We start from the raw sequence: 19,714 nt of genomic DNA, 5'->3' as shown, positions 1-19,714 counted from the left end.
AGATTTTTCAGGAGGTGTCGAGATGGTTAAATACATTGGACAACGTATACTGTACATGCTTATTACTCTATTCATTATCGCATCCCTCACATTCTTCCTCATGAAGTTAATCCCGGGTACCCCGTTTGCTAGTGCATCCAAGTTACCCCCTCAGCAATTACAAATCATGAAAGACAAATATGGTTTGGATGAGCCAATCCCGGTTCAATATATGAATTACATGACTAATCTGGTACAAGGTGATTTGGGGATCTCTTTCCAATTCAGTAACACTCCAGTTACAGACTTGTTGGTTAATCGTATTGGTCCTTCTTTACAACTAGGATTACAAGCTATGTTTATAGGTACAATCATTGGAATTATTTTAGGAGTAATTGCTGCTCTCAGACAAAACACTTGGGTGGACTACGGTTCGACATTTGTTGCCGTAGTAGGTAAGTCTGTACCGAGTTTTGTATTGGCAGGATTATTACAATATTATGTAGGTCTTAAATTAGGATGGTTTCCAGTTCTGTTCTGGAAAGGTTTCGAATACACCATCCTACCAACAATTGCTTTGGCAATGTTCCCAATCTCAATTGCAGCGCGTTTCATGAGAACGGAAATGATTGAGGTTTTAGGATCGGATTACATTACTTTGGCAAAAGCTAAAGGTGCAAACTACTTTGAAATCGCATTCAAACATGCTTTACGTAATGCATTAATCCCAGTAGTTACAGTATTAGGTCCTTTAGCTGCAGGTTTAATGTCTGGTTCCCTAGTAGTTGAGCGTATTTTCGCAATTCCTGGAATTGGTGAGCAATTCGTTAAATCCATTCAGGTTAATGATTATCCTACAATTATGGGTACTACCATTCTTTTTGCAGCATTGTTTATTACAATCATTCTTATTGTAGATATTTTATATGGAATTATTGACCCACGTATCAGACTAGCAGGAGGTAAGAAGTAATGGCAAAAAGCGAAATTCACATTCCAAAAGAAAAATTCCAACCTGCCATTATCGATGCTTCTAAAGGTGAGGAAATTTCTAAACCTAGCTTAAGCTTCTGGCAAGATGCATGGTTGCGTGTACGTAAAAATAAGGCTGCTGTAGCCAGTATGGTCATTATGTCCATCATTATCATTATGGCGTTCTTAGGTCCTGTTATTAGTGGAAAAGACGGTGAAACACAAAAAGTGGCTCACAACAATTTACCACCAAGAATTCAAGGATTAGAAAACATTGAATGGCTTCCGTTTGATGGAGTTAAAACCATGAAGAGTGGTAAGGAAGTCAATATGTACGAACAAAAGAAAGTAGAAGAGTATTACTGGTTCGGTACGGATGCTTTGGGCCGTGACCTATTTACTCGTGTTTGGGAAGGAACACAAATTTCCCTTTATATTGCTGTATTGGCTGCATTAATCGATTTAGTGATTGGTGTTACTTACGGGGCAATCTCCGGATACTACGGTGGAAGACTTGATACGTACATGCAACGTTTTACAGAAATTCTGGTAGGTATTCCAACACTAGTTGTTGTAATCTTGATGATCTTGGTCCTTGAACCAGGTATACTTTCTATCACGATTGCGTTAAGTATTACTGGTTGGGTTGGTATGTCCCGCGTTGTTCGTGCCCAAGTTTTAAAACTAAAAGAGCAAGAATACGTATTGGCATCTAGAACATTAGGAAATGGAAACTCAAAAATCATTTTCAAGCATTTAGTTCCAAACCTAGTGGGTGTCATGATTATCAATACAATGTTCACAATTCCAAGTGCTATTTTCTTTGAAGCATTCTTAAGCTTCATCGGTTTAGGATTACAAGCACCATTAGCTTCTCTTGGTACATTAATAGATGAAGGTTACAAATCTTTACAGCTTCATCCACATGAAATGTTCATTCCGGCACTTATCATCAGTATCATCATGGTATGTTTCAACATGCTTGCGGATGGACTTCGTGATGCTCTAGATCCAAAAATGCGAGATTAAGGTAGGTGAATTCAATGGAGAAAATCTTAGAAGTGAAGGATTTGCATATATCCTTCCATACTTTTGGTGGAGAGGTTAAAGCCATTCGTGGTGTTGATTTCGACTTATTCAAAGGTGAGACATTAGCGATTGTTGGAGAATCAGGTTCGGGTAAATCAGTAACGACCAAGACAATCATGAGACTACTTCCTCCAGGAAATTCAGAAATTAAAAGTGGGCAAATCTTGTTTGACGGTAAAGATTTAACAAAACAAACTGACGGTCAAATGCAAAAGATTCGTGGTAAAGATATTTCAATGATTTTCCAAGACCCAATGACATCCTTGAATCCAACGATGAAAATTGGTAAGCAAATCATGGAGCCGATCTTAAAACACCAAAAATTAAGTAAATCAGAAGCAAAGCAACGTGCAATTGATTTATTGCGTCTAGTTGGAATTCCACAACCTGAAGTACGTTTTGAACAATATCCTCACCAATTTTCAGGTGGTATGAGACAAAGGGTTGTTATCGCAATTGCACTAGCATGTAACCCAAAAGTATTGATTGCAGATGAGCCAACCACAGCTCTAGACGTAACAATCCAAGCTCAAATCCTTGAATTGATGAAGGATTTACAAAAGAAAATCGATACATCCATCATATTCATCACGCATGACCTTGGAGTGGTAGCTAACGTAGCTGACCGCGTTGCTGTTATGTACGGTGGGAAAATTGTTGAAATCGGTACCGTTGATGAGATTTTCTATAATCCACAACATCCATATACTTGGGGCTTATTGAGCTCAATGCCAGATCTTGATATTGCTGGAAGTGAGTTGTATGCTATTCCAGGTACACCACCGGATTTAATGAACCCTCCAAAAGGAGATGCATTCGCACCTCGTAATGAGTATGCGATGCAAATCGACTTGGAAGAGCAACCTCCAATGTTTAAAGTATCTGACACTCACTACGCGGCAACATGGTTATTACACCCTGACGCACCAGAGGTTACACCTCCTGACGCAGTCGTGAAGCGTAGAAGTCACTTCCTTTCCATGAAGGGGGCTAAATAAAATGGCAGAAAATCAAGTTCTTCTTGAAGTTAAGAATTTAAAACAGCACTTCAACGTTGGAAAACCTAATATGGTTAAAGCAGTAGACGATGTTTCATTCCAAGTTTTCAAAGGTGAAACGCTTGGTTTGGTAGGAGAATCGGGTTGTGGAAAATCTACAACAGGTCGTACGATTATTCGTCTATACGATGCTACAGATGGTGAAGTAATTTTCAACGGCAAAAATGTTCATGGTAAGAAGTCTGCCAAAGAATTACGTGAGTTTAACCGTAATATGCAAATGATCTTCCAAGATCCATATGCATCTTTAAACCCACGTATGAAGGTAGTTGATATCATAGCTGAAGGAATCGATATTCATGGGTTGGCAACTTCTAAAGAAGACCGCATGAACCAAGTAATCGATCTTCTTAAAACAGTTGGATTGAATAAAGAGCATGCGAACCGCTATCCACATGAGTTCTCTGGTGGACAACGTCAACGTATTGGTATTGCCCGTGCGCTAGCAGTTCAACCTGAATTCATCATTGCAGACGAGCCTATTTCTGCTTTGGACGTTTCAATCCAAGCACAGGTTGTCAACTTGATGAAAAAGCTGCAAAAGGAAAAGGGATTAACGTATCTATTCATCGCTCATGACCTATCTATGGTTAAATACATCAGCGACCGTATCGGCGTTATGTATTTTGGTAAACTTGTAGAATTGACTACTAGTGAAGAATTGTACAATAACCCAATCCATCCATACACTCGCTCATTATTATCTGCGATTCCTCAACCGGATCCAATTAGCGAGCGTACTCGTAAGCGTATCACTTACAACCCTAACATGCATGATTATGCTGAAGGTGAAGAAGTGAAAATGCGAGAAGTTAAACCAGGACATTTCGTATATTGCTCAGAGAAAGAACTTGAGCAATACAAGAAAATGTCTAAATAAGTTTTCAATAAGACTCAACAGACAGTCAACTGATTCTGTTGGGTCTTTTTTTTATCTGCTACAAAGATTTTGAAAACTGTCCGTAAAGGCCCGATTGGCTCAGCTAACCTTTTGTGGAAAAAATCGCCCCACAAAAGGAAGTTTCGCCGTATAATGTAAGTAAAGTATTTATATGGGAGAGGGGCTCTGTCATGCAGCTTAGGAATACAATCATTGCGGCCGGGTTTTTAGTTTCAGCTTTATTTTCAATGGGTCCTACCTCTGCACTAGCAGAAGGAAATGAAGGTAATCAAGTGGTGGGTAGTCATTCGAATAGATTGATTGCTTTAAAGACAAAAGAAAAGGTTCAATCACTACCTCGTTTTACATATGATTCAGGACTCATTTTTCAGTATCCTGATGCGGTCCGTGGTGTGTATGTTACAGGACATTCAGCAGGTGGAAGTAAGTTTAACAAACTATTAGGATTAATGGATAGCACAGATCTAAATGCGATGGTTATTGACATTAAGGATGACTGGGGAAATATTACGTATAAGCCAGAACCTAATTCACCGTATGCAGGAATCGGGCAGAATTTCATCAAAGATCCAAAGGCGATGTTAAAAACTTTAGAGAAAAAGCAAGTGTATCCTATTGCTAGAGTAGTAGTTTTCAAAGACTCCATTCTTGCTAATAAAAAACCTGAATGGTCCTATAGAGAGGGTAATACCGTTTGGAAAAATGGAAGAGGAGAATCATTCGTAAACCCTTTCTTGAAAGAAGTTTGGGATTACAATATCGGGATTGCCATTGAGGCAGCTAAAATGGGCTTTCAAGAAGTACAATTTGATTATGTTCGTTTCCCTGAAGGATTCGAAAAACGAGATCAAACGTTAACCTATAGTATGGGTGACTATGAAAAGAGAAGTGAAGATAATATCCAAAAACGGGTGTCAGCAGTCACTGACTTTGTTGCCTATGCTAGGGAAAAGTTAAAGCCATACGGTGTAAAGGTATCTGTTGATATCTTTGGTTATACAGCAACCTTACCTGAAGCACCAGGTATAGGTCAAAATTTCTCGAAGATATCTGAAAATGTAGATGTCATTTCATCAATGATTTATCCTAGTCATTGGACATCATATTTTGGGATTGCAAAGCCTGATGTGGAGCCATATAAATTGGTTACCGAATACGTAAAGGTTGAAAAGCTTAAACTAGCTCAGCTTCAAACACCACCTATTTCTAGGCCATGGTTACAGGACTTTACGGCTTCTTGGCTAGGTAAAGGAAATTATAAAAAGTACGGAAAGGCAGAGGTTGAAGCCCAAATTAAAGCGTTAAATGACCAAGGAATTAAAGAGTATCTTTTGTGGAATGCAGGTAATTCGTATACATCAAACGTAGATTATACTCCGTAAAAACTAACTCCAGAGACTGAAAACAAAATGAGCGAATAACGCGTCATTTGTTTTCAGTCTCTTTTTAGTTGTCGAATCTTTCACAACTCAGTTGTCTTGTTCCAATTATATGCCCTTAAAGCGATGTATCATAAATATAAGTATTAATGAAGCTATTTGAATCAGTCAAAGAGAGTGGTATTAATACATCTTTAGTCTTAGGTAGGCTAATTACATGGAGAAATTTTGAGAGAGAATAAAAGAGCATTGTAGAATGCTCTTTGAAAATAATGAGGTTATGAAACTATGGTTAGTTTTTTTTACCGCCTACTGCTTTCCAACCAGTTTGAGTTTTGGCTGAATGATCTTTAAAAATGCTTTTTTCCTTACCGCCAAAAAACCTTTCACCAATGCCATTCACAATGACACCATTTAATGCCGTAAAACCAATCACTAGTACAGTCACAATCGTTAAATCGAGCAAATAACCAGCCATTGTGTTTCTCCTTTCGTGTGGAGCGAGTGCCTCACATTGCTATTACCTATATTGTATAAAATTGTATAAAGATTGAAAAGGGAAAATTCTGATAGTTAACGATTTGTTCAAAAATAATTTCTTAAGGGAAAATTAAGCTTGGAAAGATAAAATAATATTAATCTTTTTAAAAAATATGTTTACGAGTTGCTTCAATAGGGAATATCCAGATTGGAAGTGCAAATTACTTAAATATAATCTGAGAGTTAAGTCTGATTAATTGAGAATGAAAGCTGATAATTTTCAATTGTTTGATAAAAGATAGTTTGATAGATTTGGGTATTAAGTACTATAAAATGACAAAAATACCATTGTGTTCAAGGTTTGTATAACAAATTTCGTATTTTTTAAAAAAGGTATTCTTTTTAATGAGATTGATGTATAATTGTGATAGAAATTACTTGTTTATAGTAATTTCAAAGTAGAGTGGATAAACAATAAAAGAAGCTGTCGTATAAATAGATAGATGGCATACACTTTTACATTCATTAAAAAGTTTTCCCAGCATAGATCTACGATTCTATAATTCGGGAGTGTGATTAATATGGTAACATTGTATACTTCTCCAAGCTGTACTTCTTGTAGAAAAGCAAAAGCTTGGCTTGAAGAAAATGATATTGGATATGTAGAAAGAAATATTTTTTCTGAGTCATTATCCATTGAAGAGATTAAGGAAATCCTGCGTATGACGGAGGATGGAACGGATGAAATTATTTCTACCCGCTCCAAAACGTTCCAAAAATTAAACGTAAATGTAGAGTCTCTGCCTCTACAACAGCTATATACTTTAATCAAGGAAAATCCAGGTTTACTTCGTAGGCCGATCATCCTTGACGAGAAGCGTTTGCAAGTGGGTTATAACGAAGATGAGATCCGTCGTTTCCTTCCAAGGAAAGTTCGTACCTTCCATCTTCGTGAAGCTCAGCGAATGGTTAACTAATAGGAAAGACTCTGACACTATGTTGTTGGGGTCTTTTTATTTTATCTGAACGGTAATGATATTCCAAAAATGTACAAGGTTTATAAAAAAATATAGGGATTTTAAGCGAAATGAAGATGTTTTCAATTGCTTCCTGATTCTAGAAATTTGCAGGGCTGTTTTTGATATTGCAAATTATCTAAAAATTATGTAAAATCAAATAACTAAGTAGGCATTTCAATCGTTTTTATTTGTTTTGTGCTTTTCATTTTCCTTCTTACGCTTTTTATCATAAAATAGAATAAATATAACTTATCCACTTTTATTGATTATTATCAGAGTTAGAGGGGTAAAGTTATAGATAGAAAAGCTTAATTTTCGGGGGTAATTCCCTTCAAAATTTGAAGAGAAGGGAGAGGGAATTTATGGAGATTGAACGCATTAATGAACATACCGTAAAATTTTACATTTCGTATATTGATATTGAGGAAAGAGGCTTTGATCGCGATGAGATTTGGTACAATCGTGAGAAAAGTGAAGAACTATTCTGGGAAATGATGGATGAAGTTCATCATGAAGAAGAATTTGGCATTGAGGGACCTTTATGGATTCAAGTCCAAGCACTAGATAAAGGATTAGAAGTACTTGTAACAAGAGCTAATCTGGCTAAAGATTTGATTAATGGTGAAAATCTTGATGATAAGCTAAAAGATATGCCCGTTCATGAGAAAATTGAGTCCCTCCTCGATCACCATATGCAAGGAAAAATACCAGAAGAAGAACAAATTATTGTTGAAGATGGTATTTTAGAGTTTGTTATTATGTTTAAAGATTTTGAGGATGTGATTTCTTTAAGTAAGAGACCAGGTCTGGAAGGTTTTGAGACCAAATTATTCGCTTACGAAGGAAAATATTTTCTGTTCGTTGAATTCTTAGAAGAAGAAATGGACGAAGAAGAGATGGATAATGTACTAAGCATTCTTCTTGAATATGGAGATGAATCTCAAATGACGATTCATCGACTTGAAGAGTATGGGAAAGTAGTTATGAACGAAAATGTATTTGATACGGTACGTCAATATTTCGTATAGATATACTCTACCGATTTCTTTTGCAGGAAATCGGTTTTTGTTTGTTTTCCTGTTTACATTACATTGTAGAAGCTCAATAGAGGATTTAATATAATCTTTTTGGGTATATGTAGTTGTACAGTATGTTTAGGGATTCTCGAGGTGGAATAATGAAAAATACAGTTCGGTTACTTTTATTTGTTGCTCTTTTATGGGGTGTTTGGTTTTTCTTTCATGATAAAGTCCAAGGAGGTCTTTTTGGATTTTTCAGTTTAATTTTGACACTATCTGCTGTCATCATTGGGTTTGTGATTTTCTTGGAAAATAGACATCCTACCCAAACCCTTACCTGGCTCGTTGTATTTGGAGCATTCCCGTTAGTTGGTTTTATCTTTTATTTGTTGTTTGGAAGAAATTATCGTAAAGAAAAAATGTTCCGTAAAAAATATTTTTTAGATAAGCAGGCATTCCTAAAAATTGATGGTGAACGTGATATCAGTGTTGATAAGCTTGCCAATATGGGAGAACATCAGAGGAAGTTGATCACATTGGCCCAGCGTATTGGGAATAGTCCCATTTCATTTGCAACTGAAACGAAGATTTTGACGAACGGGGAAGAGACTTTTTCTCAAATTCTTTCTGCATTGAAAGAAGCAAAGCACCATATCCACATTCAATACTATATTGTTCGTGATGATGAAATTGGACGCGATATTAAAAATGCCTTAATGGAACGAGCAAGAAATGGCGTGAAAGTACGATTCTTATATGACGCAGTAGGGGCTTGGACATTAACGAAGGAATATATTCAAGATTTACGCAATGCAGGAGTGGAAGTCTCTCCATTTGGTCCTGTACGATTACCGTTTTTAAACAATAAATTTAATTTTCGTAACCATCGAAAAATCATCGTCATTGACGGAGACACTGGATTTGTTGGGGGCCTCAATATAGGAGATGAATATTTAGGTAGAAATAAAAACTTTGGATTCTGGCGTGACACACATATGATGGCAAAAGGTGAAGCGGTACGTACCCTTCAATTGATTTTCCTGCAAGATTGGTATTATAGTACAAACCATAGCTTTTTAACGGATGAGTACCTACCCCAAAGCGTACCGATTGAACATCATCAAGGCGGAGTCCAGATGATTGCTGGTGGTCCGGATAATGAATGGAGTGTCATAAAAAATATGATTTTCTCCATGATTACTACAGCGAAAGAGTCGGTTTACATTGCAACTCCTTATTTCATTCCGGATGAGGATGTATTTCAGGCTCTAAAGGTAACAGCGCTAAGTGGGATTGATGTGAGATTGCTTGTACCTAAAAATCCTGATAAGTGGATTGTATGGCATGCATCACGATCGTATTTCCCTGATTTATTAGAGGCAGGTGTACGAGTTTACGAATACAAAGAAGGATTCATGCATAGCAAGATTGTAATCGTTGACAATGAACTTGCCTCGATTGGGACCTCTAATATGGACATGAGGAGCTTCCATCTGAATTTCGAAGTTAATGCGTTCCTCTATAAAACGGGTAGCACACAAAAGCTCGTCAAAGATTTTATGGATGATCTCGAACAAGCCCAAGAAATCCATGTAGACTCTTTTAAGCAACGTAATATTGGCATGAAAGTGTTAGAGTCGTTTTGTAGATTACTTTCACCATTATTATAAAAATGGAGTGCAGTAGTGCACTCTATTTTTTTTTTTGCTTTATACATGTATAAATGGCTTGCAATCAAGTAATTTGACGTTATTACCAATTTTAAAGGGGGAGGATAGGTTCAAATAGGTATTCTCCATTGTTAAGGATTGTGGATAGCTAAGTTTACAAAAGTTCTTATTTCATAAAAGGAAATTCGTTTTTCCTGTTGAATATGTCCAACAGGAGGTGTAAAGATGTTAGTTGCATTAAATACACAAGGAATTCACGTATTGTTGTCAGAAAGATTACCTAGTGAGAAAATAAACGCATTAAGAAGGGAAATGTTCTTTTGTCCAGGGTGTAAAGAAAAAGTTATATTGAGAAGTGGAGCTATTAAGATTCCCCATTTCGCACATAGGAGTAAATCAAAATGTGATGTGGATAGTGAGAATGAATCGAAAGAGCATTTAGTAGGTAAGCTGCAATTGTATTCGTGGTTACAGGATCAATATTTACATCCAACTATAGAAAAATATATTCCTGCTATTTCCCAAAGAGCGGATATTTATTTGGAAGATAAGATGGGAAGAAAATTTGCGATCGAATTTCAATGCTCATCATTGGCTTTTGATTCTCTAGAAAAGAGGACAATTGCCTATAAAAAGGCTGGAATCACCCCAGTATGGATATTATCCTCTACTTGGCTCCATCAGAAAGGTCCTCATGAATTTAGAATTTCTCCAATGATCTGGTCTTTTTTGCAAACCTCATTTGTATTGTTCTATTCTACTATCGAACAAACTTTCTTCATTTTACACGAACTTTATCCTTTTTCCTCACAAACCGTTTTCGCCAATCTCACTAAAAAGTCATCCCAAATATTTTCATTTACACAGCTCTTCGATTTGTCATTCCCTTCATCTTCTTTACATATACTCAATTGCTGGAAAACAAAAAGGAGTGGCTGGAAGGAGAATGCTTATCGATATTTAAATCCAACAAGTACATTTTGGCAGGCAATTTATCGAAGTCGTTTAAGTATTGGATCATTACCAAATGAAATTGGACTGCCTGTTAAAGGTATGCAGAACTTACAAACTTCAGCGGTCGAATGGCAATTTTGGATTTGGTATGATTGTTTTAGACTTAGAAAGCCTGGAAATCGGTTTTCCATGAAATTTATCCAGGGTCATTTTTTAAATCGCATCAGAAAAGGAAACATTGTAGTTCGGAAGTTTGCACTCTGTGAACAGAATCCTTACATAGCACCATCTAACTATATTGATTTTCTGGTTGCCATTGGTGTCATGAAGAATAGTGATGAATCCTATGAATGGTTAGGTTTTGACCAGTCTATTGATATAGAAGACAGAATTAAGAGGGCTTGGCAGCTTCTTAATAAAATTAATTAGGAAACCGAAATATAAAAAAGCAGGATTTTTTTTTGGAATGAAGAAATAGTAGTAGGTAGGGTAAATTTTTTATGCTGATTGGAGGAAGATCATGGCACAAGAAACTGCTGTTAAAACATTGCCATCACGAAAAGACATCGCTGTAGAGGATACCTGGAGATTGGAAGATATCTTTGCATCAGATGAAGCCTGGGAACAGGAGTTAAACGAATTAAAGGAAGAAATCAAGAAAGCCGGTTCCTTTAAAAATACGCTTGGAGATAGTGCTGATGCACTATATTCAGCACTTCAATTCCAAGATGCGCTAACTGAAAGATTAGGTAGGCTGTATGCTTATTCACATATGAGATACGATCAAGACACGACAAATTCACACTACCAAGGTATGGATGACCGTGCAAAAACATTATACACACAAGCAGCTAGCGCCTTGTCGTATATCGTGCCAGAGGTTTTGGGAGTTGAGGAGAATAAAATTCAACAATTTCTAAATGAAAAGGAAGAGTTGAAGCTTTATACACATGCTTTGGAAGAGATTAATCTTCAAAGACCTCATGTTCTATCTGCAGAGGCAGAAGCGCTATTAGCTCAAGCATCTGAAGTGATGAGTGCTTCAAGCAATACGTTCGGTATGTTGAATAATGCTGATTTGGAATTCCCGACGATTAAAGGTGAAGATGGAGAAGATGTACAAATCACGCATGGCCGATATATTCGATTCCTAGAAAGTGAAAATCGCCAAGTTCGTGAAGATGCATTTAAAGCCGTTTATGCAACGTATGGAAAATATCAAAATACGTTCGCGAGTACATTGTCTGGTACAGTGAAAAAGGATAATTTCAATGCGAAAGTACGAAACTATGATTCTGCCCGCCATGCTGCATTAAGCAACAATAATATTCCAGAATCCGTTTACGAGAATTTAGTGAATACGGTAAATGAAAACCTTCATTTACTTCACAAATATGTGGACTTACGTAAGAAGGTACTAGGGTTGGATGAATTACATATGTATGATTTATTCACCCCATTAGTGAAAGAGGTAAAAATGGAAGTATCCTACGAGGAAGCCAAGGACTATATCTTAAAAGGTCTTGCTCCACTAGGTGAAGAATATGCAAACGTATTACAAGAGGGCTTTGAAAATCGTTGGGTAGATGTGCATGAGAATAAAGGAAAGCGTAGCGGAGCTTATTCATCTGGATCATATGGAACAAATCCATACATCTTGATGAACTGGCAGGATAACGTGAACAACTTGTTCACTCTTGCTCACGAATTCGGGCATTCTGTACACAGCTATTACACACGTAAGACTCAACCGTATCCATATGGAAACTACTCGATTTTCGTGGCAGAGGTTGCATCTACTTGTAACGAAAACTTGTTGAATGATTATTTATTAAAGACAATAGACGACGAGAAGAAGCGTCTGTATTTATTAAATCACTATCTAGAAGGCTTCCGTGGCACTGTATTCCGTCAAACAATGTTTGCTGAATACGAACACTTAATCCATAAAAAAGCTCAAGACGGTGAAGCACTTACAGCTGAATTATTAACGAAAGAATACTATGCTTTAAATAAGAAGTATTTCGGAGAAGAAATTACAATCGATGAAGAAATCGGTTTAGAGTGGGCTAGAATTCCTCACTTCTACTACAACTATTATGTTTATCAATATGCGACTGGATTCAGTGCAGCAACTGCATTGAGCAAACAAATTTTAGAGGAAGGCCAACCAGCTGTTGACCGCTACCTAGAATTCTTAAAAGCAGGAAGCTCTGACTATCCAATCGAAGTATTGAAAAAAGCAGGAGTGGATATGACAACTGCAGATCCAATCCGTGAAGCTTTAAAAGTATTCGAAGAAAAGTTAGCTGAGATGGAAGAGTTATTGAAATAATCAAGGAAAACGGCCAAAAGCTTTAATGCTCTTGGCCGTTGTTTTTTTATTTTGCATGGAGGTGGATGAAGTAGGGGAGTCGGAATGTAAATATGGGTTGATGATTCGAAGGTTGGCCAAGGTACCATGCACTTACCTATGGAATCCCTTCACCTGACCCCATTTACCCTTCACATTCGTCCTAAATCCCTTTCACTTTTCAAAATTTACTCTTTGCTTTTGAGGAAAAACGGAAGTTTACTCTTCACTCATATTGGGTTACCCTGTACTCTCCAGCTTTTCTCTTCACCCGAATGAATAAAGTATGCACAAACCTACCTATTTCCTTGAATCGGGTGGGTTTACAGTGCAGGGTCCAGCCGATTCACCTCGCCTGAATGATATAACATTTACAAGCTTACCTTTTTCCTTTAGTCTCGACCACCATTTTTTTCGATGTTTCCCTTCACTCATCCAAAGAACCCTCCGCTTTCAAATAGGGAGAAAGGCTTTATAGAATTTAAACTAATAGAAAGAGAAAAGCTTTCGAAAAATAGTAAACATGAATTAAAATCCCTTAAATCTTTTGCGATTGTTGATAACTAGTATGAAAAAAAGGATACTGATAAAAAGTAAAGGTGCGCTTATTAAGAGAGGGAATAGGTTCATTAATGCTAGAATGTGCAAGAAAAATGAGGTTAGGATAAGGCAAGGAATGATCCAAATCAAATAGTTTTTCATCGTTTCCTCCTATGAAAAGTTGTCCTTGTTTTATTTTTATGGAGGGCTGACATGCAATATTCTAAGAATTTGACAATATTGTGAAATAACTAACAAACGAATTGAAATGCTAATCTTTCCTTGTTATAGTAGGGGTGTGAAGTTGATCACTTAGCAAACATATACCCCTTTGTTTGACCGTGAAAAACTCTCCCATCCCCTTTGTTCGTATATATAGAAAAAACCCTGCCCATCCCTGCAGGGTTTTTTCATTGTATTGCGCTTTTGTTCTTAATTACATTCACCGATATACTTCCAGAAGGTACCGTATTTAACCGGCACTTTTTCAACCTTTTGCTGTAGAACCAGTTTCTTCATTTCTCGTTCTACATCTGAATCTTTCATGTTATATACAACTGCAATTTCCTTTGTTGCTACAAGTCCAAAATATTGAATGAATGTTTCGATAGGTGGCAAATCGGCGGGAGAAGGGAGTTCACCAAGCATTTCCTCCAGAATGGTGACGTAAACTTCATATGAATATGCACCAGATATTTTTATGCCTTCTTCTTCAATATTCTGATTAAAAAATACGACAGTGGGACTTTCTGTAACTTCCATTTCAGATGAAATTTTCAAATCGCATTGGAAAGCTTTTGCTGCAGCTTCGGATGTAACATCCTTAAGGAATTCTTCTACATCTAAACCAATAATTTGGGCACATTCGGTTAAAACGTTCATATCAGAAATATTTTGTTTTTCCAAGAACATGAGCTCCCGTAATTTACGGAGGAATTTGGTCCCTGCTCGCCTTCCTTGTAGCTCAGCAGCTTTAATGGCGATTGATGCATTATAAGGTGATGAGATAGGGTTTTGAAACCAGAGGCTACCATCGCATGACATGCCCGTACGACTTGCTGTCCGTTCCCATACTTGTGCCATGTTTTCTGAAACTTTACTGCAAAAATTCAAATCTGTTAATTTTCCAGTAAGGATATGTTTAATACTAAAAAATTGTCCGTATTCCACTAGGAGTTTCTTCAGGTTTGGTTCCATTGCCCAGCATTCAGGACATAATGGATCAATGAATACATATATTTCAACCGGTTTGTTTCCGGTCCCCACACAGTGCTGTGAATTAAACCATTCAGAAATCTTGAAAACGGGCTTTTGAGAACTCAACTGCATTCTCCTTTCTCGGTTAAATTCATTAACCTATGATTTTCATGATGTCGTGTTTTCAATTTTCAGGTGTATTAATCATGTGATTGGCGGTTAATTCTAATCGTTGGTAGAAAAACTCTCGAATTGGACCAGAAAGCCCTACTTCATCCATTGCTTCTTGCATACATGCGAGCCATGCTTCCGATCTTTTAGGAGTTACTTCAAATGGCATGTGGCGAGCTCTTAACATAGGATGTCCATGTTCGTCTGTATATAGTGATGGCCCACCTAAATACTGGGTCATAAATTGTTTTTGTTTACGTGCAGTTTCCGACAAATCATCTGGAAAGATTGGCTTTAGAACAGCATTTTGACTTACCTTTTCATAAAATAAGTCAATAAGTTCATGTAGTTTGTCCTCACCGATTGCTTCAAAAGGGGTGATGGATCGCTCAGTCATAATAATTCTCCTTTAACTTCCCATTTCTTCATTTATTTTATCAACTGAAATCAAATATCTCAAACAACTAGCTCGGGCATAAAAAAAGAGGTCGACTGAAAAATGTCAGACCCCAGGAATTTTTTTTATTTGACATGTATTCTGAACAAGCTTCAATGCTTCTAACTCATCAATTAAGGTAGGATATCATGATCTTTTTAACATAGTTTTGTGTTTCCCTAAAAGGGGGAATGCCGTTATATTTATCTACGTTACCGGGACCAGCATTGTAAGCAGCTAATGCTAATTCGGTATTGCCATCATATTTATCTAGCATCTGCCGTAAGTATTTACTTCCACCCATAATATTTTCATAAGGGTCAAACACGTTTTTAACTCCAAGCCATTTAGCAGTTGAAGGCATAAGTTGCATGAGCCCCGATGCACCAGCGTGGCTTTGAGCGTTAGGATTGAAAGCGGATTCCTGCTGAATGACGGATTGAATCAACTTTACAGGCAAATTAAATCGTTCTGCAGCTTGTTCTATTACATCATGGAATCCCTTTGAAGATACAGCCTCTACTTTTTCAGACACTTTTTCTATGGTTTCTGACATGATAGGTGTGAACGTGGAAGGAAGCATCGAAGCGAAAGATAGTAGGTTATCTTTCTTTTCTTCCACCATTTCAAGGATATTTTCAACACTGCCTAGAGATGAAAGGTTTGGATTTGTGTCTGTCCCATCATTGATGAATTGAGATAATAGCTGTTGAAACATATCGTTCCCAGCTACATTCGTATTGTCAGAAGTTCGGTCTAAATTTTGAAGTGCTTGTACTTCGAATAATGCTTTTATTTCATCTATTTTCAATGTATTCACCTCTAATAAGGTTACTCGTTAATCTGGAGTAGTTTTTGTTTATAGAATCGCTCAATTTTATTTTCGGTTTTGCGGACAGGAATGTTAAGCTCTTTTAGTAAATTGTGAAATATTTCCTTGCCAGATTCAAAATCTGCTACTTCGTATTCAACCTCAAAATCTTCTATTGAAAGATAGCAACTATGGTCAAGTACAAGAAGTCCTCCTTCATAGGGGAATTCCACTCTAGAGGTTGTCAAGGAACCAAAATGGTGAAGGCCATCCAATTTATCTATGATTGAATGAACTGCTGTTTTAACCTCGCCATTGGGGAAATCATTGCTTTTAATAAAAGCATGTGCTGTTATCTCATCAACGTCTTGGTTCGTTTCAAGCAAGCCAATATTTGCCGGCTGCTTCAATGTCATTTCCCATTTTCCTTTTTTCTCACGTAAGCGTAAGGCACTACTAGCACCCTTTAAGTCAAATCCTTTTGTATCGAAATAATGATTGGTTTGGGTGATGAAGGAATTGTTCTTTATTTTAAAATAATCGCATAAACGTAGAAATTCCACTTTCGTAAGTAGGTTTTTGAATTCGATTTCCAGATGGATAGACAGGTGGATTCATTCCTTTCGATATTAGAGTGCATATATGAAGACTACACGGTCCGGTATTTTGATAGAAACTTTTTCGTTTTTCTAACGATTATCATACTTGATTCTTAGGAAAGAAGTAAGTCTTATGGTAAAATATAAGAGTCTTTTTTGTACTTTAGGAAAGTATAAATTGGGCAACAAAGAAGTAAGTCGACGTATTGGCCAATTTTAGGAATAAAGTATAAGTGTCACTAGGCAAATGCCGGCGCTTTAGGCTTGGATCTAGTCAAGTTTTCTAAAATACATAAATAGAACGGGTAATGCAGGAGGAACAGTCATGAGAAAGAAAATTACCATTGAAGATGCAAAGATATCAGATCAACAAGTGCAGTTGTATTGTGGAAAGAACATTGTGTTAGAAAATGCAGTGGCAACGGGACAAATGTTGGTCGATTCAGACAATTTATCATTCATTTATATCATAGAACATCAAGAAGAGTATCAATACATAGAATTGACGAAATGTATATGGGAAGAGCTAAAAATCGGATTAGAACAAAATCTTCCGGTTTATCTTTATGGCGAAGGGAATTTAGAATTAACCAATTTTCAAGATGAATTAAGATACTTGATTGATAACATTGAAGGCAATAGCAATTATGGGGAAGAAATGGTTGCTGAGGTTGAACGAATCTTCAAGTAAGTCTTGTTAAGGTGGTGGGATTGTGAAGCATTGGGATGATTTTTTAGCTCCGTATAAACAAGCGGTTGAGGAGCTAAAGGTTAAATTAAAAGGGATGAGAAACCAATTTGAAAGAGAAGGGATACATTCCCCGATTGAATTTGTAACGGGGCGGGTAAAGCCAATAGCAAGCATTTTGGATAAAGCCAATAGCAAGGGTATCCCTTTGAATAGGCTTGAACATGAAATGCAGGACATCGCTGGCTTAAGGATGATGTGTCAGTTTGTTGATGACATTCGAGTGGTTGTCGAGATTTTACGAAAACGTAATGACCTCGAAATCGTGGAAGAGCGTAATTATATTTCACATAAAAAAGTGAGCGGTTACAGATCGTACCATGTAGTGATAAGATACCCGGTTCAAACCATTCATGGTGAAAAGAAGATTTTGATTGAAATACAAATTCGCACACTGGCGATGAATTTTTGGGCAACGATTGAGCATTCTTTGAATTATAAATATAAGGGGCAATTTCCAGTGGATATCCGAGATAGGTTGCAACGTGCAGCAGAAGCGGCGTTCAGATTGGATGAAGAAATGTCACAAATACGACTTGAGATTCAAGAAGCACAACGAGTATTTTCAAGGAAAAAGGAATCACAGGAAGGCTAATATGGTTGGAGGAGGGAAGTCATGAAGTTTGCTATAACCTCAAAAGGCGATCAGAAATCGAATACTCTAATGCATAAAATGAGATCGTACCTGATTGATTTCCAATTGGAATATGATGAAGAGCAGCCAGATATCGTAATCTCTGTTGGAGGAGACGGAACATTATTGTATGCATTCCACCGGTACAGAAGCAGGCTTGATAAAACTGCCTTCGTAGGGGTGCATACCGGTCATCTTGGATTCTATGCCGATTGGACTCCAGATGAAATTGAAAAGTTAGTGATTGCAATTGCTAAAACTCCTTATCAAATTATTGAATATCCTCTACTTGAGGTTATTGTCCGCTTTTCAAACGGAGGACGTGAGAAAAAGTATTTGGCATTAAATGAGTCAACTGTAAAGAGTGTCGAGGGCACACTAGTTATGGATGTGGAAATAAAGGGGCAGCATTTTGAGACTTTCCGTGGTGATGGTTTATGCGTATCGACTCCATCAGGAAGTACAGCGTATAACAAAGCACTAGGTGGAGCGATTCTTCATCCTTCCATCAATGCAATTCAATTAGCTGAAATGGCTTCGATTAATAACCGTGTTTTCCGTACGGTAGGTTCACCATTGATTTTGCCAAGCCACCATACATGCATGTTGAAGTCTGTGAAGCAGGTGGACTTTATCGTGACTGTCGATCATTTGCAAATCCTTCATAAAGAAGTGAAATCCATCCAGTTTAGGGTAGCAGATGAAAGGGTTCGTTTTGCTCGCTTTAGACCTTTCCCGTTCTGGAAAAGAGTGCATGATTCATTTATCTCGGAAGGTTAATAGGTTAATATGGAAAAACGTTTTTGTTTGAAATGGAAGGCTGCTACCAAAGAGAACGGAATGATTTTGCGGGATTTCCTAAAAAACCACCATATCTCCAAAGCAGCCTTAACCGACATAAAATTTAATGGTGGTACAATTCTCGTGAACGGTGAAGAAGTGACTGTACGTCGTCAGCTTGTAGTAGGTGATGAAGTGACTGTTTATTTTCCATTAGAAGTATCGAGTGAGGGACTGATTGCAGAGAGATTTGCGCTCGATATTGTATATGAAGATGACTTTGTACTAGTGGTCAATAAGCCACCTTACATGAATACGATTCCTTCCCGTGAGCATCCGACAGGGAGTTTAGCAAACGGTTTGGCCGGCTATTACAAAGAAAAAGGGATTGGTTCAACCATCCATATCGTGACTAGACTAGACCGTGACACATCTGGACTAGTGTTAATTGCTAAACATCGGCACGTTCACCATTTGATGAGTGAGCAACAAAAGGCTGGCGGTGTGAAGCGTATTTACGAAGCTTTCGTTCATGGAGAATTAGCAAGTGATGCAGGAGAAATTGAGGCTCCGATTGGTCGAAAATTAACAAGTATTATTGAACGGGAAGTAAGGGATGACGGACAATATGCTTGCACATTTTATGAAGTACTAAATCTATTTAATGATTTTTCACACATAAAGCTGAGGTTGATGACAGGTCGCACACATCAAATTCGTGTGCATATGAGTTATATTGGACACTCCTTATTAGGGGACAATCTATATGGTGGCAAAAGGGATCTAATAGAACGACAAGCACTACACTGTCAAAGCATTACATTTTATCACCCCTTTTTAGTAAGGGAGTTATCCTTCACGATTGAATTACCAAAAGATATGAAGAAAATAATAGGACTGGACCTTAAGTAATCTAGGTTTCAGT

At 37.3% G+C, this 19,714-nt stretch carries 19 protein-coding genes; 14 read left to right on the top strand and 5 right to left on the bottom strand.

The genetic code is table 11. The features are described 5' to 3' along the window. Positions 1 to 22: 22 nt before the first annotated feature. The 5 genes from opp3b (at position 23) to DBX25_RS06860 (ending at position 5,381) form a co-directional block, all read left to right on the top strand. On the top strand, positions 23 to 952 hold the full coding sequence (gene opp3b / locus DBX25_RS06880; protein ID WP_108670045.1) for an oligopeptide ABC transporter permease: 930 nt from the start codon (positions 23 to 25) through the stop codon (positions 950 to 952). After that, positions 952 to 1,980: an oligopeptide ABC transporter permease gene (opp3C, locus tag DBX25_RS06875; RefSeq protein ID WP_108670044.1), complete on the top strand. Its 1,029-nt coding sequence runs from the start codon at positions 952 to 954 to the stop codon at positions 1,978 to 1,980. Before opp3b ends, opp3C begins: the two co-directional genes overlap by 1 nt. Positions 1,981 to 1,994: 14 nt before the next feature. Then, positions 1,995 to 3,038, top strand: coding sequence for an ABC transporter ATP-binding protein (locus tag DBX25_RS06870; RefSeq protein ID WP_108670043.1), 1,044 nt, complete (start codon positions 1,995 to 1,997; stop codon positions 3,036 to 3,038). Between the two features lies 1 nt (position 3,039). After that, positions 3,040 to 3,978, top strand: coding sequence for an ABC transporter ATP-binding protein (locus DBX25_RS06865; RefSeq protein WP_108670042.1), 939 nt, complete (start codon positions 3,040 to 3,042; stop codon positions 3,976 to 3,978). A gap of 191 nt (positions 3,979 to 4,169) precedes the next feature. Next, entirely contained in the window at positions 4,170 to 5,381 is a 1,212-nt protein-coding gene (locus DBX25_RS06860) for a putative glycoside hydrolase (protein WP_108670041.1), read from the top strand. 289 nt (positions 5,382 to 5,670) lie between these two features. Here the strand turns inward: DBX25_RS06860 and DBX25_RS06855 are convergent, their stop codons facing one another. Then, a complete protein-coding gene (locus DBX25_RS06855; RefSeq protein WP_108670040.1) occupies positions 5,671 to 5,856 on the bottom strand; it encodes a hypothetical protein in 186 nt (61 codons plus the stop codon). Between the two features lie 583 nt (positions 5,857 to 6,439). On the opposite strand from DBX25_RS06855, the gene spxA reads away from it, so the two are divergent. The 5 genes from spxA (at position 6,440) to pepF (ending at position 12,855) form a co-directional block, all read left to right on the top strand. Next, a complete protein-coding gene (spxA, locus tag DBX25_RS06850) occupies positions 6,440 to 6,835 on the top strand; it encodes a transcriptional regulator SpxA (RefSeq protein ID WP_108670039.1) in 396 nt (131 codons plus the stop codon). 404 nt (positions 6,836 to 7,239) lie between these two features. Beyond that, positions 7,240 to 7,905, top strand: a complete 666-nt coding sequence (gene mecA / locus DBX25_RS06845) for an adaptor protein MecA (protein WP_108670038.1) — start codon at positions 7,240 to 7,242, stop codon at positions 7,903 to 7,905. 149 nt (positions 7,906 to 8,054) lie between these two features. Then, positions 8,055 to 9,566, top strand: coding sequence for a cardiolipin synthase (cls, locus tag DBX25_RS06840; protein WP_108670037.1), 1,512 nt, complete (start codon positions 8,055 to 8,057; stop codon positions 9,564 to 9,566). Between the two features lie 225 nt (positions 9,567 to 9,791). Then, on the top strand, positions 9,792 to 10,949 hold the full coding sequence (locus tag DBX25_RS06835; RefSeq protein ID WP_108670036.1) for a competence protein CoiA: 1,158 nt from the start codon (positions 9,792 to 9,794) through the stop codon (positions 10,947 to 10,949). Between the two features lie 91 nt (positions 10,950 to 11,040). Beyond that, positions 11,041 to 12,855 (top strand): oligoendopeptidase F, encoded by a 1,815-nt coding sequence (pepF, locus tag DBX25_RS06830; protein WP_108670035.1) that lies wholly within the window; start codon positions 11,041 to 11,043, stop codon positions 12,853 to 12,855. Between the two features lie 990 nt (positions 12,856 to 13,845). On the opposite strand, the gene DBX25_RS06825 is transcribed toward pepF, so the two are convergent. The 4 genes from DBX25_RS06825 to DBX25_RS06810 all read right to left on the bottom strand — a co-directional run bounded on the left by DBX25_RS06825 (position 13,846) and on the right by DBX25_RS06810 (position 16,618). Further along, a complete protein-coding gene (locus DBX25_RS06825) occupies positions 13,846 to 14,742 on the bottom strand; it encodes a ClpXP adapter SpxH family protein (RefSeq protein WP_108670034.1) in 897 nt (298 codons plus the stop codon). A gap of 52 nt (positions 14,743 to 14,794) precedes the next feature. Further along, positions 14,795 to 15,178, bottom strand: coding sequence for a globin domain-containing protein (locus tag DBX25_RS06820; protein WP_108670033.1), 384 nt, complete (start codon positions 15,176 to 15,178; stop codon positions 14,795 to 14,797). Positions 15,179 to 15,347: 169 nt separating this feature from the next. Then, entirely contained in the window at positions 15,348 to 16,028 is a 681-nt protein-coding gene (locus tag DBX25_RS06815; protein WP_240620191.1) for a lytic transglycosylase domain-containing protein, read from the bottom strand. Positions 16,029 to 16,048: 20 nt separating this feature from the next. Further along, positions 16,049 to 16,618: a CYTH domain-containing protein gene (locus DBX25_RS06810; protein ID WP_338066672.1), complete on the bottom strand. Its 570-nt coding sequence runs from the start codon at positions 16,616 to 16,618 to the stop codon at positions 16,049 to 16,051. A gap of 334 nt (positions 16,619 to 16,952) precedes the next feature. Between DBX25_RS06810 and DBX25_RS06805 the strand changes: the two genes are divergently transcribed. The 4 genes from DBX25_RS06805 to DBX25_RS06790 are packed head-to-tail and all read left to right on the top strand — an operon-like array spanning position 16,953 to position 19,701. Then, on the top strand, positions 16,953 to 17,318 hold the full coding sequence (locus DBX25_RS06805; protein WP_108670031.1) for a UPF0738 family protein: 366 nt from the start codon (positions 16,953 to 16,955) through the stop codon (positions 17,316 to 17,318). A 22-nt stretch (positions 17,319 to 17,340) separates the two neighbouring features. Next, a complete protein-coding gene (gene yjbM, locus DBX25_RS06800; RefSeq protein ID WP_108670030.1) occupies positions 17,341 to 17,970 on the top strand; it encodes a GTP diphosphokinase in 630 nt (209 codons plus the stop codon). Positions 17,971 to 17,991: 21 nt separating this feature from the next. Then, positions 17,992 to 18,789 (top strand): NAD kinase, encoded by a 798-nt coding sequence (locus DBX25_RS06795; protein ID WP_108670029.1) that lies wholly within the window; start codon positions 17,992 to 17,994, stop codon positions 18,787 to 18,789. A gap of 9 nt (positions 18,790 to 18,798) precedes the next feature. Next, complete coding sequence (locus DBX25_RS06790; protein ID WP_108670028.1) at positions 18,799 to 19,701, top strand: RluA family pseudouridine synthase; 903 nt, start codon at positions 18,799 to 18,801, stop codon at positions 19,699 to 19,701. Positions 19,702 to 19,714: the final 13 nt, after the last annotated feature.

This window comes from Peribacillus acanthi (genome assembly GCF_003073175.1).
Lineage (GTDB): Bacteria > Bacillota > Bacilli > Bacillales > DSM-1321 > Bacillus_BN > Bacillus_BN acanthi.
Note: the sequence above shows the minus strand (reverse complement) of the source record. Positions and strands in the feature narration are given on the sequence as shown.